28 protein-coding genes are annotated in these 26,467 nt (G+C 39.1%); 13 read left to right on the top strand and 15 right to left on the bottom strand.

Annotated features, from left to right (window positions below):
- Positions 1-205: 205 nt before the first annotated feature.
- The gene (locus tag PLI06_06655; GenBank protein HOI77274.1) at positions 206-535 is read right to left on the bottom strand and encodes a hypothetical protein; all 330 of its coding nucleotides are present in this window, start codon (positions 533-535) and stop codon (positions 206-208) included.
- A 331-nt stretch (positions 536-866) separates the two neighbouring features.
- Between PLI06_06655 and PLI06_06650 the strand changes: the two genes are divergently transcribed.
- From PLI06_06650 to PLI06_06630, 5 genes are all read left to right on the top strand, one after another.
- Positions 867-1,706 carry a hypothetical protein gene (locus tag PLI06_06650; GenBank protein ID HOI77273.1) on the top strand — a complete coding sequence of 280 codons (840 nt, stop codon included), beginning with the start codon at positions 867-869 and terminating at the stop codon, positions 1,704-1,706.
- A 31-nt stretch (positions 1,707-1,737) separates the two neighbouring features.
- The gene (locus PLI06_06645; GenBank protein HOI77272.1) at positions 1,738-2,253 is read left to right on the top strand and encodes a hypothetical protein; all 516 of its coding nucleotides are present in this window, start codon (positions 1,738-1,740) and stop codon (positions 2,251-2,253) included.
- A gap of 85 nt (positions 2,254-2,338) precedes the next feature.
- Complete coding sequence (locus PLI06_06640; GenBank protein HOI77271.1) at positions 2,339-3,856, top strand: cytochrome c biogenesis protein; 1,518 nt, start codon at positions 2,339-2,341, stop codon at positions 3,854-3,856.
- Positions 3,822-4,883 carry a type 2 isopentenyl-diphosphate Delta-isomerase gene (fni, locus tag PLI06_06635; GenBank protein ID HOI77270.1) on the top strand — a complete coding sequence of 354 codons (1,062 nt, stop codon included), beginning with the start codon at positions 3,822-3,824 and terminating at the stop codon, positions 4,881-4,883. Before PLI06_06640 ends, fni begins: the two co-directional genes overlap by 35 nt.
- Positions 4,884-4,921: 38 nt before the next feature.
- A complete protein-coding gene (locus PLI06_06630) occupies positions 4,922-6,637 on the top strand; it encodes a hypothetical protein (protein HOI77269.1) in 1,716 nt (571 codons plus the stop codon).
- A 19-nt stretch (positions 6,638-6,656) separates the two neighbouring features.
- On the opposite strand, the gene PLI06_06625 is transcribed toward PLI06_06630, so the two are convergent.
- Positions 6,657-8,024 carry a TldD/PmbA family protein gene (locus PLI06_06625; GenBank protein ID HOI77268.1) on the bottom strand — a complete coding sequence of 456 codons (1,368 nt, stop codon included), beginning with the start codon at positions 8,022-8,024 and terminating at the stop codon, positions 6,657-6,659.
- A 134-nt stretch (positions 8,025-8,158) separates the two neighbouring features.
- Between PLI06_06625 and PLI06_06620 the strand changes: the two genes are divergently transcribed.
- A complete protein-coding gene (locus tag PLI06_06620; GenBank protein HOI77267.1) occupies positions 8,159-8,641 on the top strand; it encodes a hypothetical protein in 483 nt (160 codons plus the stop codon).
- 38 nt (positions 8,642-8,679) lie between these two features.
- Here the strand turns inward: PLI06_06620 and PLI06_06615 are convergent, their stop codons facing one another.
- Both PLI06_06615 and PLI06_06610 read right to left on the bottom strand, forming a co-directional pair.
- Positions 8,680-9,186: a PIN domain-containing protein gene (locus tag PLI06_06615; protein ID HOI77266.1), complete on the bottom strand. Its 507-nt coding sequence runs from the start codon at positions 9,184-9,186 to the stop codon at positions 8,680-8,682.
- Positions 9,170-9,376, bottom strand: a complete 207-nt coding sequence (locus tag PLI06_06610; protein ID HOI77265.1) for a hypothetical protein — start codon at positions 9,374-9,376, stop codon at positions 9,170-9,172. Before PLI06_06610 ends, PLI06_06615 begins: the two co-directional genes overlap by 17 nt.
- A gap of 118 nt (positions 9,377-9,494) precedes the next feature.
- Between PLI06_06610 and PLI06_06605 the strand changes: the two genes are divergently transcribed.
- Positions 9,495-12,092: a calcium-translocating P-type ATPase, PMCA-type gene (locus PLI06_06605; protein HOI77264.1), complete on the top strand. Its 2,598-nt coding sequence runs from the start codon at positions 9,495-9,497 to the stop codon at positions 12,090-12,092.
- Here the strand turns inward: PLI06_06605 and cca are convergent.
- The 7 genes from cca to PLI06_06570 all read right to left on the bottom strand — a co-directional run bounded on the left by cca (position 12,089) and on the right by PLI06_06570 (position 16,882).
- On the bottom strand, positions 12,089-13,363 hold the full coding sequence (cca, locus tag PLI06_06600; protein HOI77263.1) for a CCA tRNA nucleotidyltransferase: 1,275 nt from the start codon (positions 13,361-13,363) through the stop codon (positions 12,089-12,091). The genes PLI06_06605 and cca overlap by 4 nt on opposite strands.
- Positions 13,363-13,950: an RNA 2',3'-cyclic phosphodiesterase gene (thpR, locus tag PLI06_06595; protein ID HOI77262.1), complete on the bottom strand. Its 588-nt coding sequence runs from the start codon at positions 13,948-13,950 to the stop codon at positions 13,363-13,365. The genes cca and thpR overlap by 1 nt, the downstream gene beginning before the upstream one ends.
- Entirely contained in the window at positions 13,917-14,384 is a 468-nt protein-coding gene (locus PLI06_06590; protein ID HOI77261.1) for a phosphoribosyltransferase, read from the bottom strand. The genes thpR and PLI06_06590 overlap by 34 nt, the downstream gene beginning before the upstream one ends.
- Positions 14,385-14,393: 9 nt before the next feature.
- Positions 14,394-14,882: a hypothetical protein gene (locus tag PLI06_06585; GenBank protein ID HOI77260.1), complete on the bottom strand. Its 489-nt coding sequence runs from the start codon at positions 14,880-14,882 to the stop codon at positions 14,394-14,396.
- Between the two features lie 51 nt (positions 14,883-14,933).
- Entirely contained in the window at positions 14,934-15,449 is a 516-nt protein-coding gene (locus PLI06_06580) for a TIGR00288 family NYN domain-containing protein (protein HOI77259.1), read from the bottom strand.
- A 133-nt stretch (positions 15,450-15,582) separates the two neighbouring features.
- Positions 15,583-16,380: a polyprenyl diphosphate synthase gene (gene uppS / locus PLI06_06575; GenBank protein HOI77258.1), complete on the bottom strand. Its 798-nt coding sequence runs from the start codon at positions 16,378-16,380 to the stop codon at positions 15,583-15,585.
- A gap of 10 nt (positions 16,381-16,390) precedes the next feature.
- On the bottom strand, positions 16,391-16,882 hold the full coding sequence (locus PLI06_06570) for a gamma carbonic anhydrase family protein (protein ID HOI77257.1): 492 nt from the start codon (positions 16,880-16,882) through the stop codon (positions 16,391-16,393).
- Between the two features lie 49 nt (positions 16,883-16,931).
- On the opposite strand from PLI06_06570, the gene PLI06_06565 reads away from it, so the two are divergent.
- On the top strand, positions 16,932-17,909 hold the full coding sequence (locus PLI06_06565) for a hypothetical protein (GenBank protein ID HOI77256.1): 978 nt from the start codon (positions 16,932-16,934) through the stop codon (positions 17,907-17,909).
- A 3-nt stretch (positions 17,910-17,912) separates the two neighbouring features.
- A complete protein-coding gene (locus tag PLI06_06560; protein HOI77255.1) occupies positions 17,913-19,064 on the top strand; it encodes an MnmC family methyltransferase in 1,152 nt (383 codons plus the stop codon).
- Here PLI06_06560 and PLI06_06555 read toward each other — a convergent pair.
- Positions 19,033-19,860: a response regulator gene (locus PLI06_06555; protein HOI77254.1), complete on the bottom strand. Its 828-nt coding sequence runs from the start codon at positions 19,858-19,860 to the stop codon at positions 19,033-19,035. The two genes, PLI06_06560 and PLI06_06555, sit on opposite strands and share 32 nt — an antisense overlap.
- Positions 19,857-21,842 carry an ATP-binding protein gene (locus PLI06_06550; GenBank protein ID HOI77253.1) on the bottom strand — a complete coding sequence of 662 codons (1,986 nt, stop codon included), beginning with the start codon at positions 21,840-21,842 and terminating at the stop codon, positions 19,857-19,859. Before PLI06_06550 ends, PLI06_06555 begins: the two co-directional genes overlap by 4 nt.
- A 171-nt stretch (positions 21,843-22,013) precedes the next feature.
- Here PLI06_06550 and PLI06_06545 point away from each other — a divergent pair, with 171 nt between their 5' ends.
- From PLI06_06545 to PLI06_06530, 4 genes are all read left to right on the top strand, one after another.
- Positions 22,014-22,901: a radical SAM protein gene (locus PLI06_06545; GenBank protein HOI77252.1), complete on the top strand. Its 888-nt coding sequence runs from the start codon at positions 22,014-22,016 to the stop codon at positions 22,899-22,901.
- Between the two features lie 62 nt (positions 22,902-22,963).
- On the top strand, positions 22,964-23,143 hold the full coding sequence (locus tag PLI06_06540) for a DUF1858 domain-containing protein (GenBank protein ID HOI77251.1): 180 nt from the start codon (positions 22,964-22,966) through the stop codon (positions 23,141-23,143).
- Between the two features lie 62 nt (positions 23,144-23,205).
- Entirely contained in the window at positions 23,206-24,366 is a 1,161-nt protein-coding gene (locus PLI06_06535) for an FprA family A-type flavoprotein (GenBank protein HOI77250.1), read from the top strand.
- Positions 24,367-24,375: 9 nt separating this feature from the next.
- Positions 24,376-24,885 (top strand): ferritin family protein, encoded by a 510-nt coding sequence (locus tag PLI06_06530; protein HOI77249.1) that lies wholly within the window; start codon positions 24,376-24,378, stop codon positions 24,883-24,885.
- On the opposite strand, the gene PLI06_06525 is transcribed toward PLI06_06530, so the two are convergent.
- Positions 24,886-26,064 (bottom strand): aconitase X catalytic domain-containing protein, encoded by a 1,179-nt coding sequence (locus tag PLI06_06525; GenBank protein ID HOI77248.1) that lies wholly within the window; start codon positions 26,062-26,064, stop codon positions 24,886-24,888.
- Positions 26,065-26,146: 82 nt separating this feature from the next.
- Positions 26,147-26,455, bottom strand: coding sequence for a nucleotidyltransferase family protein (locus PLI06_06520; GenBank protein ID HOI77247.1), 309 nt, complete (start codon positions 26,453-26,455; stop codon positions 26,147-26,149).
- Positions 26,456-26,467 lie beyond the last annotated feature (12 nt).

Raw genomic sequence — 26,467 nt, 5'->3', positions numbered from 1 at the left:
TCTTAGCTAATAGACATATCCATCTGTCTTTATATATAGTTGTTGTGTAAACCTTCATTTTTATGAAAAATTAAAGCCCAAATATAACTCAAATTTAAAAAATAAGGCCAATAAAGTTTCACATTGTTTTATTAGGCTTAAATTAATCTTAAAAATTAGAATAATTAAAAAATATAAGAAAAATTAAATTTTAATTTATACAACATTACTTTGGTTTACAGCACTCTGGCTTGTGTATTCTTGGCCCATTGTATCCAATTGGCCTTACACACCAGCTGGCAGAGATTACTGCACCAGCAAGCTTGTGGAATCCAAGTTGAGTCTTTCCAAAGTTGTTAGTTGCATCTTCTTCTAAAGCAATTCCTTCAACATCATTTCCGTTTGCAAACTCTAAAGCAGCCTTTTCCAAAGCGAGTTGAGCCTGTTCATCATTAACTGCATTTGCATATGCGTCTGCATCAGCACCGGCTATAGCGCCAATACCCATAGATGCGATCAATGCAACTGCAATAAACAAGGTAATAATCTTCTTCATAGTTTAACCTCCTTGTTAAGCTAATACTATTCCAATCGACCTTTATATATAGTTGTTGTGTAAACCGTCATTTTTCAAAATATTAAACCCTAGTTATGCCCCAGATTTTTAAAATAAGGCCAATGATGTTTCACAATGTTTTATTTAATCTAAATTCTCTTAAATACTTAAAAGCCTTAAATTATTTTATCTACAAATTAAAATAATCTGCAAAATCTCTTGAAAGGCACTTAAAATTAAAATAAGTTGAATACTCTTTAATTCAAAACAACTATTCTTGCACTAGACAATCCCTAATAAAACTTATATATCCTGAAAAGAATTAATATTCATGATTAATAAAAAATCCCTAACACTTGCTGTTTCGTTTATTATTATCTTAAGCATGATTACTTCTACTCCAATTTCAGCTCAGCAAGAAGTCTATGTAATCTCAAACAACATAGATGTCGTTGCAAAGCCTATATTAGAGGACTACTTCAGGGGATTTGGCCTGTTCCCGGAATTCTTAGCGCCTGATGATATCGGACAGATTAAAGGCGTTAAGCTAATCGTAATTCTTGGAGGTCCAGACGCCCCGCAAGGAACTGGAACTCTGGTAAGCCGCTACCTTGACTCGCTTGAAATAAACTTCATACGGCAGCCCGGGCAGAGATTCACCTTTATCAAATCTGACCCTTACGGCTATGCCGACAGGGTCATAGTAATTGCAGGATCTGAAAGAGAAAAAACATATGAAGAAATCTTTAACCTTGTGAACGGCTCTAATGTAAGTTTCCAGAATGAGATACAACAAGCCGCTGAGGGAAGGGTAAGCATAAAGGATCTCCCGTTGATACTTGCTGGCATATCCTATGACACAGAAACTGTCGATAACAATGGCCACATACAACTTTCAATCCAGAACTATGGCAAGGGCAAGGCAACTAACGTCATCGTTGAGATATCAAATGACTACTACTCCAATTTCACACTAGTTAGCACCGATCCTGCTGTAAAGGTCGAGGGCAACAAGTTCCTTTTAGGAGATATCGGCGGTGGCGAGAAGCTTGAATTTAATATCTATCTCAAGGCAAAGCTTAGCGGAGTTTATTCGGGCACCATTTCCTATAAACATGATGCAATTGACACATATGCAAGAATAAGGGACATCACAACAAGGGTGCCATAATCCCTATTTTTAGTTTTTAAGGTGAAAAAAAATGAAAAAAGAAAGTAAATTGATTTGCTTCTTTGTGGCGCTCGTTATTCTATCCTCTATTTTTAGCGGCTGTGTAAATCGTGGAACATCAACAATAAGCTATGAATCAACCCCCAAAAATATTCCTGAAACACCTACCACCAGCACGCCTGGCACAACTCCCCAAGAAGGCTCCCCGTACATACTTTCAGGTATATCTTATGACACAGAAACTGTTGATAAGAATAATCACATACAACTTTCCGTCCAGAACTATGGCAAGGGCAGGGCAACTAACGTTGCGATAGTGATTTCAAATGACTACTACTCTAATTTCTCCCTGCAAAGCGTTAATCCTAACCTAAGGGTAGAGGGCAACAGGTTCTATATCGGGGATATTGCCGCTGGCGAGAAGATTCAGGTAGATATTTATCTAAAGGCAAAGCAGAGTGGGGTTTACACAGGCACAATCTCATATACTTATGATGGGTTTGACGGGGCAGGGAAGATAAAGGATCTCACAACAAGAGTCCCATAATTCCTATTTTTCTCTTTTTCCAATAACCATTATCTTTAAATATGATTTTTATAACTTGATTTTACCAGTGGGGAGCGTGGGCACCGTGAAAAAAAGGGTATTTAATATAATATTACTATCATTATTCTTACTAAGCTTATTTGGAACTTTTGCAGTTTCTTCTGCAGATACGGTAGATATCACATTTTATAAAACTCAAGGGTGTGAGCTCTGTGGAGAGGCAAGGACAACCCTCAACAGATTGAATCAGACTGTATATAATGGAAAGCTAAACATCGTAGAAGTTGACGTTTATTCTTCTTCAGGATACGCCGAGTTTAAGAATAACGGATTTAGCATTACTCCTTCAGCAGTTATTAATGGGACTACAAAACTTGAAGGGATAAGCCAGTTTGACGAAGCATCTTTAAAAGTGCTGTTTGACTCTATACTTACCCCTCAGACACCCACAACTGAGACACCAACACAACCCGTCACAACACCAACTGACGGTGCAAAGACCATCAGATTCTTCTACGAGGAGCAGTGTGAATATTGCAAGGCATCAAAGGCAAAGATGTATGCCCTCATAGATGAAAAAGGATATGATATTCAGGTCGTTGAAGTTGATGTCTACACGCCTGCCGGTTACAAAGAGTTCTCAGAAGCAGGGTTTAAGATTGTCCCTGCAGTGATAGTCTGCGGAACAACAAAACTCGAAGGTGTAAATCAGGTAGACCCAGATATCCAAAAAGCAATTGAGGGATGTATTGCTGGAGAGCCTATTACAAACGGCGGCGGCGTTTCTTCAATTACTTTAATTGGGGCTCTTGGCGCAGGATTCTTTTCAAGCTTCTCGCCTTGCCTTCTCGCTGTTTTATCATTTATCATAGCCTACACCGCAGGTACAAGCAAGAAGTCAATTACAATATTACTAAAATCAATATTCTTTGGGCTTGGGATAACATTTTCTTATGTGCTTGTTGCAATAATGTTTCTTAAACTTGGACAGGCGATACCCGATGCCTATAAGTATCTAATATCATTATTTGGCGCCGTAATCACCTTTGTACTGGGATTAAATCTATTAAACAGCGGGTTTGATCTCGTTGAGCTTCCCATCACCACAAAGCACTTTGCCCAGAAGATGACCCATAAGTTTGCTCTCTCATATGGATTGCTCGGAGTCTTCATTTTAGGGATGATATTCTCTGTGATTAAACTGCCTTGCGCAGCGATTATACTTCCTCTTTTGATAGATGAGGCGGTAACAGGTTCAAACGCTTCAGCCTTCCTAAAAGTCACTTTTTACGGCCTTGGGGTTATTATACCATTCATTATAATAGGCGTTGTTGGCGCTTTTACAAAGAATGTTGCAAGGGATATGAGATGGGATCCAAAGGTCAGGTTCTTTGGATGGGTGGTAGTCGGGGCTATTGTCATTATCATATCATTCTGGCTCATCATTCAGGGATTTCAGGTCGTTGAGGCCGTCACCACAGAGTATATTTTATATACAATAATATCCTATGCAATTACAATGTTTATAGTAGGGTTTGCCTACGCTAAATGGAAGAAGGTAGATAAGGGTGACGACGGAAAGAAGGAAGTTCGAGCATATTAAAATATGCCTTGAAGAGGATGTTCAATCCAAGTACAACTACCTTCAAGACCTTTCTTTTGTCCACTCAGCGCTTCCTGAAATAAACTTTGACGATATAAATACAGAAATCAAGCTATTCGGTAAGCGCCTTTCCTTCCCTCTTTTTATCTCTGCCATGACGGGCGGGACTGAAGAGGCTTTGAAGATAAATAAAGCGCTTGCAAAGGCATGCCAGAAGACCCAAATAGGCATGGGGCTTGGAAGCCAGAGGGCGATGATTGAGGACCACTCGCTTACCTATACCTATGACATCAGAAAATACGCCAAAGACATACTTCTAATTGGGAACATCGGTCTCCCTCAGTTTGTGAAAGGCTACACCGATAAAGAAGCCAAATACGCAGTTCAAGAGATTAAGGCCGATATGCTTGCAGTCCACCTTAACAGTGTGCAGGAAGTATCCCAGCCGGAGGGGGACCTGTTCTTCAAAGACGGGCTCTCTATCCTAAAGCGCCTAAAAGAAAAACTTCCTTTTCCTTTGATAGTAAAGGAGACGGGAGCAGGCATATCCAAAGAAACAGCTGAAAAGTTGTCATTTCTTGATGGCGTCGATGTTGCAGGTACTGGTGGCACAAGCTGGAGTGCAGTTGAATACTACCGCAGCAATAATAACAAGGAAACAGTAAAGAAGCTATGGAACTGGGGCATACCAACGCCGCTTTCAATTGCCGAGTGCAGAACATCTGGCATCAAGACCATCATAGGCTCTGGAGGCGTCAGGACAGGATTTGACATTGCAAAGTGCATTTCACTTGGCGCTCAAGCATGCGGCATAGCTCTACCTTTTCTAAAGTTAGCCGTTGAAGAAAATGTTGAAGGATTGGTAGAAAAAATCGAGACAATCAAGAGAGAGTTTAAGATAGCGATGTTTTTGAACTCTTGCTCGTCTGTCTATGAGCTTAAGAGTAGGCCGCTATTCTTAACTGGCGAGCTATCGCAGCTTATGCAACAAAGGGGAATGGATTTCCACTATTTTAATTATCGTTAAGCAATAACTTTATATACTATTATGAATTAATGGTATTCATGAATATAAAGCAACTTTTGTGCATATTGGTATCCCTTTCATTTATTCTTACTATTCCCGTAGCGGCTGAGGTAGAACCCTTTACAATCAAGCACTATTTCAGGCATGATTACGGCACCGTTTCATCTTCCCTTGGCGATATAGATGGTGATGGGGAGCATGATGTGGTGCTATCAACTGATACTGGAGAAGTTAAAGCATACACGCTTTCCGGAGTATCCCTCTGGTCAAAGAGTTTCGACTCTCCTGCACGAAATCTTGCTGTTATCAGAAAAGGTGCAGAGCGATACGTCCTTTTTTATAATGATAAGGGATTTGTATACCTTCTTGATTCAAACGGCAACATCAAATGGCAGCTTTACTTTCCACAGACAAAACCCATAAATTCTGTCGTTGCATCTGACATAGACGGCGACAGGGCACCAGAAATTATAGTTGGATTTAAGGATGCATCTTTCTCTGTGTATACTATAAGCGGCACCCAGTGGAGAAAGGAAAATGATTTCTATAGCTTCTATGTCTTAAGATTATACACGGCAGAGTTTGCTGCAACTGAATATGATTCTTGGGATAGCTATCCCTTGGGCGTTAAAGTTGACCTCTCGTGGATATTTCCTGATGTCATAGCCTCCGGGGAAAGAGATCCAAACATCTATCTTTATGACCCAACCGGGAAGAAGGTGTGGCAGATAGAAAATGTCTACCCAATCGAGCATGTCTATTCAGGCGACATAAATAATGATCAGCAGATGGAAGTCATTACCGCCTCTTACAAATATCTCCAGGCCTTCGGATTAGAAGGAAAATTATGGCAAAATATCCTTGATTCCTACATCTATTCTTTTGGTGTCGGCGATACCAATAAGGATGGGAAGAAGGAAGTTGCAGCAGGCACAGTTGATGGATTTATTTACCTTTTTGATAGCAAAGGCCACGAAGTATGGAATGACCCGCAGTATGTTGGTAAGGATGTAAGGTATGTCACAATCGATGATTTTACAGGCGACGGCACTTCAGAAATACTTGTCGCAGCAGGCAAGTGGTCTTCATCAAAGCAGGAGATAGATGACGGCGCGTTCTACATATTCTCCTCTAGTGGGGAGAAGTTATCAGAGACAAAAGTTAATGGGCCGATTAAGACCATCTCAATCGTTGATATAGATTCTGACGGCTATAAAGACGTTATAGTCTGCAGTAACTATGTCTTTGTATTCAAAAACAATTTCCTGACAATATTTGCAGGAAGGCACTACGCAGAGGGAGAAAGGCTATTGCGTGCAGCTGAGTTTGATGGGTCCATAATTGAGTTTACCAAATCAAAGGAGCTCTATACTAAGCTTGGTGATACCGAGGCAGTTAAGAGATGTGAGAAAAATATCGCTACAGCCGTTGAGTACAAAGCACTAAATGCAGAAGCTATTGCGATATTTAACAGTGCAAATGCTGAGGTAAACAAGGGCGACTACCAGAAGGCGCTTGAACTTTTCATTCAGGCAAGAAAGATATTTGAAAAGGTAGGAAACAAGACGATGCTTGCAACAACTGACGCCATGATAGCCGAGACTTCATCAAAGATTCAGCCTGTACCAACGCAAACTTTACCTTTGAGCCCTACATTGATTCTTATACCAATTCTACTTGTCGTTGCATTTATTGGCGGCGCTTTAGGATTTATTCTAATTAGAAAGAGGAGAAATAAAAATAATTATATCTAAGATAAATAATATTTTTCTATTATTCTCCGCCAACAAGAGCCCTAGTTCTAATGTGGGGCCCGCCGTCATCAACTGGCACATACTGCCCCTTTCCGCAGCTTCCAGGATTTCCAATCTCAAAGTCCTTTCCGATTCCTTCTATGTTTCTCAGTATCTCTAAAGTATTTCCAGAAAGCGAGACATCCCTGTAAAGCTCTCCAAGCTCGCCATTTTTTATCTCATAGGCCTCTTCACATCCGAATGTGAACAATCCTTTTGCAGTATCTACCTGGCCACCCCTGCCACCCTTTACATAAAGGCCATCTTTAATGTCGATGAGCTCTTCAAAACTTTGATCGCCCTTCCCCATATAGACGTTACTCATTCTGACTAAGGGCCTTGATGAAAATCCTTGAGCTCGGCCATTGCCCGTCGGCTTTGCATTAAATCTTGATGCAGTCTCTAAGTTATGCAAATATGATTTTAATATCCCATTCTCCAATAGGCACGTTTTCTCTGCCTTTATCCCTTCATCATCAAAGAAGTATGTCCCATTTTTTTCTAGGAAAGTTGGGTCGTCATAGATGTTGACGCCATCTGCACCGATTTTTTCTCCTAGCTTTCCTTCTAGAATGGAGTCACCTTGAAGTACAATATCTGCTTCGCACGCATGGCCAAGCGCCTCATGGATAAAAACACCCAGAATTTTTGGATCTAATACAACAGTCTTTTCTCCACCTGATGCTTTTTTTGCGGACAGCAATCTTAGTGACTTTTCACATGCGTCTTTTCCAAGATCTCCTAATGATTTTTCTTTCAAGACCTCATAGCCCCTTGTGCCGCCGATGACTTCGTAACCCATCTGGAGGGAATCATTTCCACTTGCAACTACTGACTTTAGATAGACCCTTACTGTCTTTTGATATATCTCACTGCCAACAGAATTAATGTAAAGCTGCTCTGTTATCGAGTCACTGCAAGCAGAAACAGTGTTTTTGACTAGCTCATTTATCTTTGCGCCTTTTTCTATTTCGTATGCGTATGAAATCTTTTCTTCTAAAGAGACATCTTCTGGTCCAATCTTTACCTTGTTCTCAAAATGGCCTTTTAGCACCGGAGGGTCTACCTTAAAATTTTCTCTGTTGGAATTGCGTGAAGTTGCAACTGCAATCCTATATGCGGAGTCAATGCACCTCTGGATGTCTTCTGTATTGTTTGTTGATGAAAATCCCCAGGCGCCGTTTACTAAAGCCCTGACCCCAACGCCTGCCTGGTCGTTTGAAGAGACCTCATCAAGCTCGCCGTTTTCGACATTTGCAACGTTATTGATCCTTTTTTGAAGCCTGATATCTACAAAGCAGTTTGGGAACTCTAAATTATCAGCATTAAATGATTCAAATATATCCATATGTTTAAGAGAATTTAATCTAATAAAAGGCTTTTTCTTAAAAAAAGGAATATATGGAAACTCTAGTATCTTTTCCTATTTCCACGAAATATTTATAAATATCTGGATTCCAATTGGTATAACATGTGATCACTATGAAAAAAATATTTGCAATTTTGATATCCTTGCTCTTTGTAGCAAGTGTATTTGGAGTAGCTTCCCTTACAGCAGAGTTTAAGGAAGAGGCAACGGCAACTCCTGAAAGAGTAAAAGTTGGACAGATAATAACTGTAACAAGTAATTTAGATCCTTGTGATGCCGTTGATGAGTGCTATGACCCAACAGTAAAAATATACGACACTTCAATGACAACTTGGATGCTCAATGTCGACTTTGAGGAATTCCAAGACGCATCGAAATATGTAACAAAACTCTCTGGCCCAATCAAAAAAGATGGGGAATATCTATGGATTTGGACATACAGAGCAAATTTTGCCGGAACAATAGTATTTGGTGCTCCAGCATACCCAGCGAGTCCGCCTACAATGAGATTACTAACAAATCCAGTGACAATTACTTCAAACTCCCTTCCAATGGACAAGTTCATGAAATTCTTTGGATTCGGCAAGAAAAAATAAATAATATTTTTTTCTTTTCTTAATTATTTTTCTTTAAATCAAGGTTTCCAAACCTTAAGGAAGTTTACCCTTTCAAAATCCTTATCATTTGTAACAATGTTAGTGAGTCCATGTTCTATACAAGAAGCGACATGGGTCGCATCGTTTGGAAGTAAAGAATACTCATAAATGGCAGATCCAATATTTTTAATATTTTCAATATTTAAGAAATAGAGATTTGGCAAAGAGAAGATGTCTTCCACAACAGATAAGTCAATTTCTCTTAGTGCATCTGGATTAGTTTTCATATATATGTTAAACTCTTTAGGAGTGATTGTATATCTTTCACATATTTTGATTCTTATATAATTGAAATAAGATTCTGAAACAACTGTGTGATTTACATATCCTTTAATTTGTCCTTTTTCTATATCATTAAAAAAAGACTTAATAGTTGGGGAGTATGACTTATGTTTCAATAAAAAATAGATAAACACATTTGAATCTATAAAAAAATTTGTATCTTCGGGATAGTCATTCAAAGAGAAACTAGTCAAGGTCTGCACCAATTTCAGTAAGTTCGATGCTCTCTTCTATAAGTTTTTCACTAGACGGAGTTATTTTATTATATATCTCATCGACCTTAGATTTTTTTATTTCGAGAATTACATCTCCATCTTTTATACCAAGTTTATAAATATCCTCAACAGGTTTTATTATACCCTTTTCAACTTTGGCATGAAATATTATTGACATAATCTTTAATTTGTTTTTTTAATATAAATATCTTGTCATAGGATATTAGAATAATAATGACCAATAGGTCAGTTTCTTTACCCACAAGGCTTTTAAACTAATCTGCTGTTTTGACAGCATGGATGATCTAGAGCTGATTGATTCTAGTTGGACTAATGAAGATATTAAAACAATACTAAAAAAACTCAACGCTACAAAGGATGGCCTTTCAGCGGCGGAAGCAGAAAAAAGGATATTAAAATACGGCTACAATGAACTTCCAACTGTAAAGAAGGAGTCCAATTTTAAAAAGTTCATAAATCAGTTCAAGAGCAGCCTTATCGTTGTCCTTTTGATTGCAGGTTTTTTGTCAGTTGCTATAGGTAATCTAAAGGATTCCATAGTCATATTTTTAGTTGTAATTGTTAACGGTGTGATGGGTTTCCTGCAGGAGTATAAGGCCGATAAAGCTATCGAAGTACTAAAGGCGATGGTCCAGTCAAAGGTCGTTGTAATAAGGGATGGGGTAAAGAAGGAGATTCCATCAAGGGAGCTTGTTCCTGGGGACATAATCACCATAGAAGATGGGGACAAGCTATCCGCCACAGTAAGATTGATTGAATCTATTAATCTACAGATAGATGAATCATCTCTCACTGGAGAAAGCTTTCCTGTATCGAAAAATGTCGAAACAAAATCTGAAGAAGGCTACCCAAATACAGCTTTCATGGGTACTGTAGTCACAAGGGGCCGTGGAAAAGGTGTAGTCATATTAACAGGAAAGGACTCGCCAATTGGGAAGATTTCTAGCCTTATTTCTATGGAGGATAGAGGCAGCACACCACTAGAAAAGAGTATAGATAGCCTTGGTAAAAAATTGGGGGCGCTTTCTGTTGCCATAAGCTTACTTCTTTTCATTTCCGTTTTGTCAAGGGAGCTCCTAGACTCCATACCCTTAAAGGATGCTTTGATAGAATCAGGTCTAACTGCAATAAGTCTTGCAGTGGCCACAATACCAGAAGGGCTTCCTATTGTTGTCCTTGTGACTTTGGCTCTTGGAACACAGATCCTTGCCAAAAACAATGCCATTGTTAGAAAGCTTGCGGCAGTTGAGGCCCTCGGTACAACAACATTCATCTGCACTGATAAGACAGGAACACTCACAATTAACAGAATGAGTTTTGTCAGCGCTTTCATCAACAATGATTTTCTAGAACCTAACAAAATTGATACAAAAAAGCATGAGATATTTTTCAAGATAAGTGAACTTTGTAACAATGCCCATGTCAAGATAGGGGGGGATAAGATAGAAGTAATAGGCGACCCAGTTGAAGGGGCCCTAAAGATATTTACAATGAATAGAAATTATCATTGTAAGCAGTGTGAGAGAATAAAAGAAGATCCCTTTGATTCAGACAAAATGATGATGTCTGTCCTTATTGATGAAAATGGCGAGAGGACCTCTTTCATCAAAGGAGCCCCAAGAGTAATTGTTTCACGCTCAAAAAATGCACTTATTAATGGAAAGCTCCAAAAGCTTTCTGAAAAAGATAAGGAAGAAATTATTCTTAAAAATAGAGAGTATGCTGCCCAAGGACTTAGGGCGCTTGCTCTTGGCTATAAAGAAGGTGACAGTGATGAGGACATTACCTTTGTTGGCCTAGCATTCTTTAAAGACCCATTGAGAGAGGGAGTGAAAGCCGCCATAAATCTATGCAAGAAAGCGGGAATCAAAGTTGCAATGATTACTGGAGACCAGAGAGAAACTGGCCTTTCTATTGCAAGGGAAGCCGGTATACTTGATGCAGACGACATGACACTCTCTGGAAAAGAGTTAGACGAGATGTCCAAGGAAAAGTTTGCATCAATTGTCAGGGATGTCGTTGTCTACTACAGGGCAAGCCCATTCCACAAGGTGAAGATAGTTGAGACCCTAAAGGAAGTTGGCGAGGTAGTTGCAGTCACAGGCGATGGTGTAAACGATGCGCCTGCACTAAAAATGGCGGACATCGGTGTTTCTATGGGATTAATCGGAACTGATGTCGCAAGGGAAGCATCGAACATGATCCTAATGGATGATAATTTCAATACAATTGTTACTGCAATCCGTGAAGGGAGGAGGATATACGATAATATTAGAAAATTCTTAAGATTCCAGCTCTCCACAAACATAGGCGCTATAATACTCATGTTCACAGCAATCATGACTGGGGCACCTTTGCCGCTATTACCGGTCCAGATACTTTGGATTAACATAATAATGGATGGGCCACCGGCCGTTACCCTTTCAATGGAGCCGTTCCACGAAGGGCTCATGGAAAAGCCCCCGAGAAAGAAGAATTCACCCATACTAACAAGCCCGCTATACCTTTCGATGTTCATAGGGGGTATTGTGATGGGTCTTGGTACATACATCCTTTTCACAAAAATTGGTGGAACTATAGATTACGCAAGGACTGCAGCGTTTACACTCTTTGTCACATACCAGCTTGTGAACGTCTTGAACTGCAGGTCGTTTGATCAATCGATATTCAAAATAAAGTTCTTTGAGAATAAGAATCTACTTTTAGCAATCACAGCTTCGTTTGTACTCCAAGTGGCTGTTGTATACGTACCGTTCTTACAGGGATTCTTCCACACAGTTCCGCTCGCATTTAAAGACTGGCTTATAATAATCCCTACAGCTTTCACAATCCTAGTAGTTGATGAGGTAAGGAAATACTTTATCAGGAGTTAGATATAGATATCAAACTCTTTATCAGCTAAAAAAGACAGTGCCTCATCATCTTTTATTATCCGGTAAGGTAACGTCTTTAGGTTTTTTCCAAGGCCTTCCTTTCCAGACATGACGCTTAGAATAACATCATGCGGAGTTGGGAGGGCTCTTTCCCTCAAAGTGTATACCTTATCCTCTTCAATAAAAGTTTTCTCATACTTTTTGACAAAACTCTCCCAGTGAGAGTGGTCAAAGATCTTTGGACCCAGATGTTTCACCATTTTAGAAAGCTCATACCTTTCAATTTCAAATACGATGCCGGATTCCTCTCCTTTTTTAAAGAGCCCATATGAAAGGGGCTTGAAGTCATTCTTTTCAAATATAGAAAACATATATTTAGCGCTCTTCCTTAGCTGCGAGAAGATGATATCATCCAATAGTTCTCCCTGAAAGACAACAGCGTATACTTCAGAGTTTGGGTATCTTTTCACAAATAATTTTTTCTTCTTTTTGAAATAATCAATTGAAGGGGATTCTAAAAATAATCTTGAGTAATGGATAAATTCGCAAAGCCTCTCAAGAGAAAGTGCAGAGGCCACATTTCTTTTTGAATCCACAGGGTCAATAACTACCAGTGGGTCCTTGAAGCTGACTTTTTTCCCACTATTTTTGATGTCTATATATTCCCCGTACTGCCATTCAGATGCGTTCTTTAAGACGTTTTCAAAGCTCTTGTAATGGATTATGAGAAGCTCACAAAGGTATCCTGCAAACCCCTGGATCTTCTGCTCAGATGAATACACGCCAACACCCTTCATGAACTGTTTTAAGAGCCTGACATCATTTCTAAGATCTCCTACGTTCTCCTTGACAAACCTTGTGTGGTGTGGTGTTCTGTCAACAGCAGTTATTATTTCAAGAGAGTCATAGCAAGGCACAACATCAATCTTAAACTCCTTGAATCTGTTTATTGTGTAGGGGTGATTTGCGTAGGCTGTTTCAGATGTGAAGCCCTCAAGTTCAATCTTTCCAAGGGCCAGACCCATCTTCTTTAGCTCTTCTAAAGGAGTTGACTTGTCAAAAACAATGAAAATGTCTAAGTCCCTGTCCCTTGATATCCAGGTGTCCTTTGCAATTGAGCCTACCACCTCAACTCTAGCGTTTAGATTGGTTTTTGATATTTTTTCTGTGAGGTGACTTACTATCGTATTCGTAAGAGAAGCTATTTCCTTCCTCTCTTTATCACTTGGGACTATATCTTTTAGGACATCTGCCTTTATCTTAGAAAACATCATACACTCTTTAGCTCAAATTCTTTTAAAGTTTCGTATATGGGGCCATAAGGTGTTAGCGTGCTTTTCTTGAGATTTATCTTTGTAATCATATCAGTTCCAAACTCATAATCCCTGTACTCATCAAGCACATTTAGGAGGGGCTTTTTGTTTAGTGAGCTTTTCACCCTTGAAACTGTGAGGTGCGGGACAAACTTCCTGTCCTCTTTAAATCCCATTGATTCTAAAGTGTCATCAATCTCTTTTTGTATATACACTATCTCGGGCGCATTCATTGCTACCCAGATTACCCGTAGGTCAGAGATGCTTGGGAAAAATCCAGTCCCCTTCAAGTTGACTTCAAAAGAGGAATACCCTGATATTGACGGTCCAAGGGAATCAACTATTCTCTTGTATGATGATTCGCCAATCTCCCCCAAAAACTTTAACGTCAGGTGAAGGTTTTCCCTCTCGACGATCTTCATGGGGCATGCTGAATTTTTTAAATTTGTCTGAAAAATCTTAATCTTATCCAGTACTTCTTTTGAGGTAATATCCATTGAGATAAAACTTCTCATTTCTTCTTCTCCACAGGCATCTTCTCCCATGGGAATATTATCCATTGGTCAGTGTTAAAAACAGTGTAATCTGGCTTTACAATCGATATTGGTTTTGATGCAACTACGGCCACTCTAAGCTCCTTTGGAGAGAGCCCTTCAATATAATCCTTCACAGCAACAAGTGTTCCACCTGTGTCTGCGACATCATCTACAAGGAGGATTTTTTTTCCAAGGACATCTTCTTTTTTTAAAGGCAGAGTTATTCGGGGCTTGTCATCCCTTACACCTATATCCTTGTAGTACTTTGCCTCCATTAATAAAAGACGCTTGTTATCGAATATGTGGGAAATTCTGACAGCCGGTATTAGTCCGCCTCTAGAGATACCAACAATGACGTCAAAATCATAATCCCTTCTTATGTGGTCACACATTGTCCAAATCGCTTCATCTACCTTGCTCCACTCAAGATAAAGAATGTCCATAAAATCGCCTTACTTTAAGAATAAACTCAAGAACTTTCCGCCGGGGTAAGTTATAGAATAGATGTCCTCTTCCTTTTTTATAAGATTCGTGTTGACAAGCACTCTAAGATTTCTCTTGACTTCCGCCTCTTCTATATCTAGGAACTCCGTTATCTTCTCAAGCTTTTTTTCTTTGTCCAAAAACTCTAAAATTCTGAGTTTCAATCTTGTCATGCCCTCGTCTGGAAATTTATAGATTCGCATGAGAGATAAAATCTTTGACATCTCAATCCCTTTGGGCGTCAAGAAATATTCTGTGGAATAGCCAAGGTCATTCTCTTTGATCATCTGAGACATTAATCTCTTTGATAAAAGTGCATTTATCGCAGAGTTAAGTGTCTTAGAATCACCAACCCCTTCCTTCTCCAAATCGTCATATGTTCTAAAAGAAAGTTTCAGAGATTTTATTATCTGCATCTCTGTTCTTGTAAGAACACTATTTTCGTCCCTTGTTTCCACTCTATTATTAAAGCGCCCGAAACTTATAAAACTTACTAAGAAAATAAAAAATTAATAGGAATCTTCTAGTTCTTCGCCCTCAATCCTTAGCTCCTCAGCTTCCTCTTCAACTACTTCTGGTGGGATCTTTCCCATCTTGATGACAAAGTCTGAAGTGTTTTGGAGGGCTATAGAAAATCCAGGTTCAGCCCCAATGACTATTGTTTCCTTCCCATGCTCCTTTGCCTTTGCAAGTATAGGTACAAAATCTGCATCTCTTGTAGCGATTGCAATGGTGTTGATATTCTCATTGTAAATTATCTCCATGGCTTCAACACCCATCCTGACATCAATATCCCCTGTGACAACAATAGCATCAAAGCCCTGGTTTGCAATAGCCTCAATAAGGCCATGAGGTGCAAACTGATTCAATAAAACTTTTCCGATTCTTATGTCCCCCATGTCCTCTAGAATCTTTTTTATATCCTCTAGATTAATGTCAAATTCTTTCCTCAAGATATTGGGCCCGTCAATTAGAAGGCCTATCATTCTGTCAGCCTTTCTTTTCTTCCTTGATATTGAGCCCATATAACGGCTAAAACCTCTCCCAACACTTGTAATTGACCTAAATCTTTCTACCATACTAACACCTACGATTGTGATAAATATTTACCGATGTAACAAAATAGGTAATGCATCTAGAGTTTTTAAACTTATCCAATTATCTTCCAAATCTCCTATTTCTTCGCTGAAAATCCCTTATTACCCTCAAAAAATCGATTTTTCTTATGAGGGGGAAGTAAACATTAAGAAAAAATAACTCGGCATAGGCTGACTGAAACAGAAGGAAGTTACTGAGTCTTACCTCACCACCTGTCCTTATTACGATGTCTGGATCTGGAAGCCCCTTTGTAAAGAGATTTTCACTGAGTAACTTTGCATCTATCTCTTCTGGGTCAATTGCACCGCCGTTACAGCTGTCAAGGATTCTCTTTATGGCCTCTATTATCTCCATCCTGCCGCCGTAGGCAACACAGATGTTTAGAGTCATATTGTCATATTTTTCTGTTGCAGATTCCCCTTCTTTTATCGCCTGCTTCACATTTTCAGGGAGCATTGCAATATTCCCTATGGCTTTTACCCTTACCTCGTTTTCAATTATTTTCTTGTTGGTACTAGCTTCCTTAAACTTCCGTTCAAGCATTCCCATAATGTAGTTGACCTCTTCACTGTCCCTCTTGAAGTTCTCAGTTGAAAATGCATACAAAGTCACTATCTTTATCCCAATCTCATTGGCCCATTCCAAAAGATCCTCAGCCTTTTTCATACCCATCTCATGACCAAGGTACGTTGGGATGCCCTTTGAAGCGGCATATCTCCTGTTGCCGTCCATTATCAGGCCTACGTGGCGTGGAACCTTTTCTTCTTTTATCTCGCCTATGAGCTTTTTCTCATATACCCTATAGGCGGGCCCTAGAATAAAATGTGGTATGTTTTTAGATAGTGATGATATGAACATAGTAATCTAATCATTTTTTATATTTCCTTGATAGCTCGATATAGGACTCTGCATTTTTCTTTATCCTATCGACTGCCTTCTCATCAGTTCTTTTAATAACAATTGCTGGAACTCCAACTGCAATTGAATTGTCGGGGATCTCCATGTTTTCACTCACTACAGCTCCAGCCCCGATTATGCAGTTGTTTCCTATCCTTGAGCCGCTCAATACTGTTGCATTTATGCCTACTAGGACGTTATTTCCAACGACTGCACCATGAACAACTGCACAGTGCCCTATGACAACATTATTTCCAATAATCGCCGGCTTTCCAAAGTCTGTGTGCACTACAGCATTGTCCTGGACATTGCTGCCCTCCCCTATCTCTATTCTTTCGATGTCGCCTCTTAAAACTGCAAATGGCCAGATGCTTGAGTCTTTGCCTATTATTATCTTGCCGTTGATAAATGCCTTCTCATGAACAAAAGCTTCAGAATGTATCTCCATCTCGTCATTTATCATGATTTGTATACGGAAATAATTTAATATAAACCTTTTGTTATTTAATTTAATGGAGATAGAAGAGCTAAAAGAGAGGATTAAAAAGATACGAGAAGAGATTGGCCAGGACACCTCTACAGGCCCCAGGATAAAATGGATTAAGGATGATGATGTCCTTATAATCTGCGGGTACCACCGCTCAGACAAATCTATGCTTATAGGTCCAGGAGGCTGGGTAGCCGGCAGGCTAAGCGAAGAGATTGGAAAACCTGTCACTGTCATTGAAAGTACTGAAGAGTTAGTGAGTGAGCTAAAGCTTTTGGAATCTCAAAACACGATAGAAAAATTGTTGAAAAAAGCTACAGGGCAAAACAAGGACATTCTTGAATTTTTTAGAGACTATATCCAAAAGAAAAGAAAGACTATTGATAAGGATATTACAGTCGCTGTATCCTATTCAGGGGGCTCTGACAGCACCGCTACCCTTTATCTGTTAAAAGAAATGGGATTTAATGTAATTGCTCTAACTTATTATCCTTCCGATATGATGGTTCCCAAAAGAACAAGGTCTATAATTCAAAATGTTGTTACACATCTTTTAACACCACATGAGTACATAGATGGCGACATCTCAGAGATTGTGAAAGGTGCACTTGAAGGAAGGTACCATCCATGCGGGAGGTGCCACAAACACATGGAAGATGTCATAATTGAAGCTACAAGAGAGCGCGGTATATCCGCAATTGCATTTGGAGATTTATTGCCTACAGGTTCCCAAACAATCTTGATTAAAAACGGGATGATAAGGATTAATCTCCCATCTCTATTAGCGCTCAAGAAAAAGGATATGAAGTACCTCTCGGCAAGAATACCCGGGTACGAGTCGCCCGGGTTTGGGTGCCCTCTATTAAAAGAAGTGCATAGATTACACCCATCAAAAAAGTTTTTCACTGCGCACAGGGTATTACGGGAAGTCCGGGCCGGGATATTAGAGTCAAACGAAGGATTGATCTCACTTAGAAGCATATTCAGGTTTGAGAGGGATTAACAAATGGATCTTTCAATAATTTCTGATTATTTTGAATTTGAAAATAATAGATCCCTCTCAAAGAAAGAGGTGTTAGAGTCAAGGAGAAATTTCTTTCTTGATATACAAAAGGAGTTCATAACAACTGATGACGGCTCTCTTTCCCTAAAGTTTCAGGACACGATGCACTCATATATCGGGGCGCTAAAAGAAAGGCTTCATGCATACTCGATTCCTTCAAGGATAGCTGAAAGAAAGAGACTTCTTGACATATGTAGCGGTTTTGGCTACAACGCGCTTTACGCCCTCCACCATAACCCAAAATTAAGGATAGATATGGTGGAAAAGTTTTGGGAGATATCTGCAGTCTCCCTCATAATACCCCTCCCTGAAAACTATTCATTTTTGGCTCCTGAGTTTGAAAGGATAAAGGGTGCTGTAGAAAATAAATTACATGAAATGGGATTAATTAAAAATCTCGCATATGGAAATGACCCAAATCTAAGGCTTCATGTAGGTGAGGCGGAAGAAGTTCTTTCCAACATGCAGGATAAATTTGATGTAATATTTTTTGACCCATACAAATCAGAAGTTTCACCTGAACTTTTCACAATAGAATCTGTAAAGTGCATGGTGGATAGGCTAGAGGAAAATGGTATATTCCTGACGTATCTATCAAACTATGCTATAAGGTCTGCTCTATCTTGTTACCTAAACATTGGAAAAGTTAATCTGCCATTAAAAAAAGTCGAGGGAACGATCGCATCCAGATCCAAAGAAGAGTTACCCATTGATTCTTACGAGGAGAGGATCATTGCATTAACTGAGCTTGGGATACCCTACAGAAAAGCAGAAACTCCAGAAGAGACAATCCTAAAGAGGCTAGAAGAGAGGGCATTTATGAAGAATAAATACCTGCTCCCTTCCTCAAAAAGAAGTATAGTAAATTTTGAAGATGCCTTTTCAGGCAGTGACACCTCTTTAAGAAAAAGACTGGAAGATTTTGGGCTCACAAAAGAATCTTCAGAATATATAATCTGCCCACAAAAAGAGGAGTGCATCTGCAAAAAATGTCAAAAGGGATACGACACGTCAAGTGAAAGAATAAGGGAAATGAGAAGAAGGATTTATGAAATAAAGAATTTTAATCATGAGGCCTATCCATATACTCATTGATCTCGTCTATGTATAACTTCATCTTCTTAAACTGCCTCTTGGTCATTTTTTTCGGATGGACAATCTCGTTTCTAATTTCTGTTAATTCAATCAATCGGCCTTTAATCCAGCCGATGCTTACAAAATAATATTCAAAGACATCCTTCCAGTTGTCTATCTCTTTTTCATTGTTCTTAAAGAGAATTATTGGGAGGTAATGGGAGAAGTCTGTATAAAATAGCGGCGGGTAAACTTCTCTTTTTCTGACGATTGCGTCGTTTTGCCTTTTCAAACAGATTGACTTTATGAAGTTTGGAATTCCTCTATCCCACCAGGAAAGGCCGTACTTTCTTTTTAATGCCTCTAAAATGAACTCTCTCAAATTATTTTCAAATTCTGAGACCATAGAATAAGCGTCCTCGTTTGTGAAGTCATCTTCAAGATTCTTTGCTTTTCTCTTTTCAAGTGCTTTGTTTATCGCTTCAAGGAGGTCTTCTGTCCTTATTGGCTTATTAATAAGATAGTCATCTCCACCCTCTCTAAGTGTTTCAACTGCTAGCTCCTCTGAGCCGTAGGCTGTCATGACTATTATGGGGATGTCAATATCTTTTTCTCTGACCCGTTTCAAAACGTCAATCCCTGATATCTTTGGCAGCATTATATCGAGAAGTATAATATCATAATCATTATTAGTAATCTTGTTTAGGGCCTCTTCGCCATCAACGGCAACTTCGATTTCTGTTGCAACTGACTTTATCATCGCCTTGATAAGTTTTACATTATCTGCTGTGTCATCAACAATTAATATTTTGCTCATTCTTCTTCCTCTGCCTCTATTGGTATTTCAAATATAAAAATTGACCCCTTTCCAGGTTCGCTCTCCGCCCAGATGAGTCCGCCATGGAGCTCTACATAATGTTTGGAAATTGAAAGCCCGAGGCCTGTACCTCTATAGGCTTTAGTCTCAGAGCTGTCAATTTGCCTGAACTCATCGAATATTATGTCTAGCTCCTCCTTTTTGATTCCTATGCCTGAATCCTCAATTTCCACCCTCACGTGGTCATCTATTCTAAAAGCCCTTACTGCAATTTTTCCTTCTTCAACATTGAATTTTATGGCGTTTGTCAAAAGATTTAGTAAGACTTCAATAATCTTGTCCTCATCGGCAACGACATTCTCGACATCCCGGACATTTAATGAAATCCAGATATTCTTATCCTTTGATAAAGGTGAAACTATTTTTAAAGTTTTATTAATTGCGTCCTGTAAATTAAACTCCGTAAGGTAAAGCTTTGATTTTCCTGCATCAAGCCTTGATAGCTCTAAGATGTCATTTATAAGTTTCAAAAGGATCTCACCATTTCTCAAAATAGTTTCAAGGTAATCGGCCTGCTCCTCATTTAACTTGGCCTCATTTAATACTACTTCTGAGAATCCTATAATTGATGTAAGTGGAGTTCTAAGCTCGTGTGTAATATTTGCTAAGAACTGTGATTTTAGTTTGTTTGCCTCTGATATCTTTTTGTTCAGCTCTACTAGCTCTATATTGGTTTCGGATAACTTTTTATTTGCCTTCTGGAGCTCAAGTGTTCGCTCTTTAACCTTTCTTTCAAGGTCTTCATAGGATTTTTTGAGGTCCTTTGACATCTCCCCAAAAGCCTTTGCCAGTTCCCCTACCTCATCCTCGCTATCTATGTCAATCTTTGGACTTAAGTCCCCCTCCGCAAGGCTTCTTGATGCATAGACAAGCTTTCTAAGCGGCCTTGTAATCCTATCCGCCATTATAACTCCAAAGAACACGGCTATAATAATTGTCGACAATACTATAAGGATAAAACTATTCTCAAAAATAGATATTGGCTCAAATAAGGTCTCTGTCGAGTATGTTACCACAACAATCCAGAAGTTACTCCTGTCAGTTGAAGATGGGAAAACTGGCGAATATGCGATTATCTGATTAGTACCTTCTGAGATTGTACCGCTAGTGCCGGATAGTATCTTTAGAAATCCCTCGGCCCTATACTGGTCAATAAAGCTTTCTCCAGCATAAAAAGGATTGGATAAGCTTGACGTTCCAACCTTCGAAATGTAATAGCCCTGCTTGTTCAAAATGAATGTGTTTAGATTTGATCTTGCAGCAAGCTCTAATATTGGGCTCAACACCCTCTGTGCTGGAAAACTGATAAGGACAACGCCTCTTTTGATACCGTTTGAGTCAAAGACAGGCTTTGCATAACTAACGATTAGGTCCCCCGACTCTGTTGTTATTGTGGATGTGAGGTCAAGGGAAGAAACATACAATTGCCCTCTGTCAAGCGTCATTGTCTTTAGGAAATACTCTTCATCTGAAACATCATAAAGAGCAGAGGTCGTTGCAATAAAGGTCTGGTTCCAGTTATAAACTACCTTTACGACTTCTTTTCCACTTTCATCTATGTAGACAACACTCGAGTAGGCTTTTTTGGAATTTGCAAAGTTATAGAACTCTTCTATAAGGCGCTCCCTATAGAGTATATATTCAATCACCGACCTCCTGTTCTTGGCATCGGCCAAAGCCCTTAGCGATGCCGACTGACTCAAAAAATCAATGTCGCTTTCAGCAACACCCAATGATTTTTCTATCTCCTTTGCAGTAATCTCGGCCTGCTGTTCGACGACCTTCAAGGCGTCATTTTCGAGATAATCAATTGTAAAATTAATACTGTAAAAACCGATAGCCATAACTGGTACCAAAAGTACTATAAGGTATGTAGCTATGAACTTGTTTCTAATTCTTCTCAAAAAAGGTATACTTATCATCTACCAAGACCCTCTTATCAAAGTAATCCTTCGTGGTTTTTAAATCTTGTTGGGGATTTATACTATATAACATTATTTTTTTATTTCCTTTCATCTAATGTAATTATATTTATATTTAATAAGTTTATCTTTATATATGAGAAATATCTCCAAATTGTAAAGGTGACATTTTTGAAAAATCCGGCCTGGGAAAACATAGGTTCAAAGTACGCCCATACTACAATGGCGCATCCCTGTTTTAATGAAAAATCACATTTTACAGTGGGGAGAATTCATCTGCCAGTTGCACCAAAGTGCAATATTCAGTGTAACTACTGCACCAGAAGCATCAACAAGTGCGAGTTTAGGCCTGGCGTTTCTGCGTGCATATTGAGCCCACAGGAAGCGCTTGACAGATTAGACAAGGCTTTGAAAGAGACTGAAAATCTAAAGGTTGTGGGCATAGCAGGGCCGGGTGAGTCACTTGCAAATGATGCTACATTTGAAACGTTAAAGCTCATAGATGAAAGATACCCAGACCTCATAAAATGCCTTTCAACAAACGGGCTAATGCTAAAGGAGAAGGCAGGGGAGCTTGCAGAGTTAGGGGTTAAGACTGTTACAGTTACGGTAAATGCTATAGATGAAGAAATAGCGGAAAAGGTCTATGCCTGGATTAACCTTGATAAGGAAATCCTCAAAGGAAAGGACGCGGCAAGAAAACTTCTCGATAGGCAGTGGGAGGGTATCCTCGCTGCAAAGAAGAGAGGCATGCTTGTAAAAATAAACTCTGTGTTAATCCCTGAAATTAATCTCCATGAGATAGAAAAGATAGCCCTTAAAGGGAGGGACTATGGTGCTGACCTCATGAATCTAATACCTTTAATCCCGTTAAACATGTTCAAGGATTTAAGGCCACCTACATGTGAAGAGATTTCTGGGGCTAGGGCAAAGGCGGAGAAATACCTGCCACAATTCAAGCTCTGCAAGCAGTGCAGGGCTGACGCTGTTGGAATACCAGGGCACAATAGCGACTACCACAAGGAAAAAAGGCTTGATTCGGAGTATTTTCACGGCTAGTTAAATTTTTAAATTGATTTATATTTTTTTCAAAGGAGGTGAATGCATTGATAACAAAGGATATGTCAATAGGGGAAATAGTAGAGCAATACCCAGAAACAGTTCCTGTCTTTATGGCACACGGGCTTGGGTGCATTGGATGTGCAATTGCCCAGTTTGAGACTTTAGAGGAAGGGGCAATGGCCCATGGGATTGACGTTGAGGTACTTGTACAGGATCTAAACAAATCAGTAAAAAATTAATTTTTTATTTTAAATATCTTTTTTACAAATAATTTAAAAAGAACTAAACTAAGTTTTCTCTAATGAAGGCATTAAAGCTAAAAGATGGAGTTTTCTGGGTTGGGGCTATAGATTGGAACCCACCTAAGTTTGGATATTCCCTTTCAAAAGGTACCACGTATAACTCCTATGTAATTCTAGATGAAAAGACCGCTTTAATTGACACTGTAAAGCATGGATTTACCCAAGAAAATATCTCAAGGATAAACGAAGCCACTAAAACATCTGATATAGATTACATCATAATCGGAAACTATCATATGGACCATTCCGGGAGCCTCCCCTTCCTTATGAAGAGGGCAAAGAATGCAACTATTGTTGCAACAAAAGAATCCAAAAAGGCAATTGAGAAGTACCACGGAGGAGAATGGAATTTTGAGATTGTAGGGGATGGGGATTGCCTAAAACTTGGGGAAAGAAAGCTCTTATTCACTGAGTTTGAAATCGGTGGAAATAATATTCTCCTGACTTACTCAGAACACGATAATATTCTTTTTTCCGAAGACCTTTTTTCTCAGCACACTGCATCTAAAGATAGGCTCGATACGTCAAGTGAAAAGCAGGAAAATGACGCGCTTTCCTATTTTGTTAATTATCTAATGCCAATTCAAAGACTGCCTGATCTGGATTTCAATGGTATAGAGATTTTAGCACCAAACCACGGCGTTATTTGGCGTCAAAATAAAGGTAAGATCATTAAAAAATATCAAAGCTGGATTAAAGGTGAATCAAAAAACAAGGCCGCAATACTGTATTCAAGCATCTGGCGAGGAACTGAAAAGATGGCTTATGCGATAGCTGATGGAGTTGCGGGCGCCGGGAGTGATACCGAGGTAATAAACTATGAAACTTGCGATCCAGGATACATCTTAACAAAGCTTTTTGAATCCAAAACAGTTGCAATAGGTTGCCCATCCTTCAAAGGAGGCGTGCCGCCTGAAATTTCAAAAATTATATCTTTAATTGAACTATCAGGATTAAAGAATAAGTATTTGGCGCTGTTTTCATGCTATTCTGATATGACTAGCCCTATCAATCATCTATTAAAATTAGTTTCAAAGATTGATTTCAAATTATTTGATAATCCTTTAGAAGTTCAATATGCACCAAGTGAGAAGGAATTAGCACTATGCTTTGAGCTAGGCAATAGGCTAGGCGAAAAGACTAAAAATAATAAAGGATAATAGGGTATTATGGAAAAAGATGAGAGGGTAAAAATAATTGAAACTGCAATCGAAGCAGAAAAGGAAACATTGAGGACTTACATCAAGTCTGCAATAAAAGTTTCAAACGTTGTCGGGAAGAATATGTTCTTAAAGCTAGCTCTTGATGAGATGAAACACCGAGAAATCTTAGAAACTGCACTAAAAGCCCAGCTTGAAGGAGGAAAGTGCATATTCCATGAAGTAGAAAAAAATGAGATCACTAAAATTGTTCCTAATGTTGAACAGGAAATTGATAAGTCAGTTAATCTCGGCCAGGATGACCTCGCTGTTCTGATGCTGGCACAAAAAGTTGAGAAGAACGGGATAGAGTATTATAAAAATTGTATAAGAAATTCCTGGGATGAGGAAGCCAAAAGAATGTTCTCATACCTTGTAAGAATGGAGGAAGAACATTTTTCTCTGATTCAGACGCAAATTGATTATATCGAGGGAACAGGATACTGGCTTGGGATAAGAGAATTTACTCTTGATGACTAGCTATTTGAAATCTCTTATCAATGATTCTAAGTCACCAAATCTTACCTTCTGCTTGCAAAGAGATGGCAGATAAATCGCGGCCTTTCCAGAATTAGTTGCTGTTTTTTGATACATCTCCTCAATAGGAGTTACAACCATGCAAGTGTCTGCCAAGAGCTTTGCATACTTTTCTATTTCTTGTGCTATACCTGTTCTTTCAAGCTCATTTTTGACATATCGTGAAGTACATATCCATATATCGCCCTTGAATCTTCTGCCTTCCTTTTTGAAGATGTCTAAAGCTTCCTTCACTTCTCCGACTGAACAATGAGGGCAGCCTATACATATTAGTTCCATATCATCCGAAGAATTAAGCTTGCACTTGCTTTCTTCAATCTCTTCTTTTCCTACCTCTATTTTCTCTAAGCTATCATCGATAGCTTTGCTGTACTCAGGTGTCAAATCTTCAACGTGGTACAGTGCAACTGAGCCAGAAGCCGCCATAGAAGCCCCTAAAGATTTCAGCTTGTCAGAGTCTAGTTCTAGATTCTTGAAGTAAGGGATTTTGTTTCCAATAATCGAGCCAACATAATTTCCCAGTGCTCCAACATCTGAAAATGTCTTTATGCTTGCCTTAACATCAATTATTATTCCGGCCTTTCTATTTTTTTCAAGATGCAATCCATAGTTTGGGGTCTTTCCTATTATGCTTGAGGCAAGAGATGATGGCCCACCTTCCCTATTGCTTTTTGCACCGAGAACAGAGTTCGCAAATGAAACTGCAGAGGATTCGCTCCATGCAACATGCTCTCCACAATTTGGCCTATTGCCAATTAGATAGGGGGTGCAAGTGCAGCTGCAATCTATCCCCATCTTTAGATAGGCATCAAGGATATCAAGCTGCTTTTTGGCAAACTCTTTTTTTATCCCCATCCTCTGCCATTCTGTTGAATCCATGCCTATGGGATTTAATGTGGCTTTTACCTTAACCTTAGAGCTCCTTGCAAACTCAGACACAAAGAAAAGTCCTGCATCGCCTATTGTTTTGTAAGATGCACCTGCTATCTGGCATGATGAAACAGGGATTAGCTTATCTGCGCCATAGATATCCCCTAGCGAGGCTAAAATCTCCATGGACTTTTGAGCTGCATATCCCTCTTCCCCGTTCAATATGCGCTCCTCTTCCTTAGAAAGGTACATACCATCTTATTTTATCATAATGTTATAAATCTTTGGAAGTTATTTAATATCTATACTTGAATACAAGTCATAGAAAACATGCCTAAGATAAATCTCCTCGCTTTTTTTCATCGTAAATCACAACTAAATCTTTCATGACTTTATCCTTAATATAAGGGCTTAAATTTCCCTCTGTGACAAGATCTATCTTTTTACCCAAAACATCAGCCAAATCGAGCTCTATTCCAACCATTTCGAATAGGCTTTTTACTTTACTAAATTCTACCAGAACATCAATATCGCTATCGGGCCTTTCCTCTCCTCTTGCAACTGATCCAAATAAGCCAATTTTTTTAGCGCCGTGCTTTGTTAGAAAAGAAACAAGTGTTTTGTTTCTTTCTGAAGGATTCATAAAATAAAATAT

Origin of the sequence: Methanofastidiosum sp., assembly GCA_035362715.1 — an archaeon.
In the GTDB taxonomy this organism is placed as follows: Archaea; Methanobacteriota_B; Thermococci; order Methanofastidiosales; family Methanofastidiosaceae; genus Methanofastidiosum.
The sequence above is the reverse complement of the archived record's forward strand: the minus strand, read 5'-3'. Positions and strand labels throughout refer to the sequence as shown.

What these genes read in the sequence shown, in the direction of transcription:
- PLI06_06655 (HOI77274.1), bottom strand. Translation starts at nt 535, where the DNA reads ATGAAGAAGATTATTACCTTGTTTATTGCAGTTGCATTGATCGCATCT.
- PLI06_06650 (HOI77273.1), top strand. Translation starts at nt 867, where the DNA reads ATGATTAATAAAAAATCCCTAACACTTGCTGTTTCGTTTATTATTATC.
- PLI06_06645 (HOI77272.1), top strand. Translation starts at nt 1,738, where the DNA reads ATGAAAAAAGAAAGTAAATTGATTTGCTTCTTTGTGGCGCTCGTTATT.
- PLI06_06630 (HOI77269.1), top strand. Translation starts at nt 4,922, where the DNA reads ATGAATATAAAGCAACTTTTGTGCATATTGGTATCCCTTTCATTTATT.
- PLI06_06625 (HOI77268.1), bottom strand. Translation starts at nt 8,024, where the DNA reads ATGGATATATTTGAATCATTTAATGCTGATAATTTAGAGTTCCCAAAC.
- PLI06_06620 (HOI77267.1), top strand. Translation starts at nt 8,159, where the DNA reads ATGAAAAAAATATTTGCAATTTTGATATCCTTGCTCTTTGTAGCAAGT.
- PLI06_06610 (HOI77265.1), bottom strand. Translation starts at nt 9,376, where the DNA reads ATGTCAATAATATTTCATGCCAAAGTTGAAAAGGGTATAATAAAACCT.
- PLI06_06605 (HOI77264.1), top strand. Translation starts at nt 9,495, where the DNA reads ATGGATGATCTAGAGCTGATTGATTCTAGTTGGACTAATGAAGATATT.
- cca (HOI77263.1), bottom strand. Translation starts at nt 13,363, where the DNA reads ATGTTTTCTAAGATAAAGGCAGATGTCCTAAAAGATATAGTCCCAAGT.
- thpR (HOI77262.1), bottom strand. Translation starts at nt 13,950, where the DNA reads ATGGGAGAAGATGCCTGTGGAGAAGAAGAAATGAGAAGTTTTATCTCA.
- PLI06_06590 (HOI77261.1), bottom strand. Translation starts at nt 14,384, where the DNA reads ATGGACATTCTTTATCTTGAGTGGAGCAAGGTAGATGAAGCGATTTGG.
- PLI06_06580 (HOI77259.1), bottom strand. Translation starts at nt 15,449, where the DNA reads ATGGGCTCAATATCAAGGAAGAAAAGAAAGGCTGACAGAATGATAGGC.
- uppS (HOI77258.1), bottom strand. Translation starts at nt 16,380, where the DNA reads ATGTTCATATCATCACTATCTAAAAACATACCACATTTTATTCTAGGG.
- PLI06_06570 (HOI77257.1), bottom strand. Translation starts at nt 16,882, where the DNA reads ATGATAAATGACGAGATGGAGATACATTCTGAAGCTTTTGTTCATGAG.
- PLI06_06565 (HOI77256.1), top strand. Translation starts at nt 16,932, where the DNA reads ATGGAGATAGAAGAGCTAAAAGAGAGGATTAAAAAGATACGAGAAGAG.
- PLI06_06560 (HOI77255.1), top strand. Translation starts at nt 17,913, where the DNA reads ATGGATCTTTCAATAATTTCTGATTATTTTGAATTTGAAAATAATAGA.
- PLI06_06555 (HOI77254.1), bottom strand. Translation starts at nt 19,860, where the DNA reads ATGAGCAAAATATTAATTGTTGATGACACAGCAGATAATGTAAAACTT.
- PLI06_06550 (HOI77253.1), bottom strand. Translation starts at nt 21,842, where the DNA reads ATGATAAGTATACCTTTTTTGAGAAGAATTAGAAACAAGTTCATAGCT.
- PLI06_06540 (HOI77251.1), top strand. Translation starts at nt 22,964, where the DNA reads ATGTCAATAGGGGAAATAGTAGAGCAATACCCAGAAACAGTTCCTGTC.
- PLI06_06535 (HOI77250.1), top strand. Translation starts at nt 23,206, where the DNA reads ATGAAGGCATTAAAGCTAAAAGATGGAGTTTTCTGGGTTGGGGCTATA.
- PLI06_06530 (HOI77249.1), top strand. Translation starts at nt 24,376, where the DNA reads ATGGAAAAAGATGAGAGGGTAAAAATAATTGAAACTGCAATCGAAGCA.
- PLI06_06525 (HOI77248.1), bottom strand. Translation starts at nt 26,064, where the DNA reads ATGTACCTTTCTAAGGAAGAGGAGCGCATATTGAACGGGGAAGAGGGA.
- PLI06_06520 (HOI77247.1), bottom strand. Translation starts at nt 26,455, where the DNA reads ATGAATCCTTCAGAAAGAAACAAAACACTTGTTTCTTTTCTAACAAAG.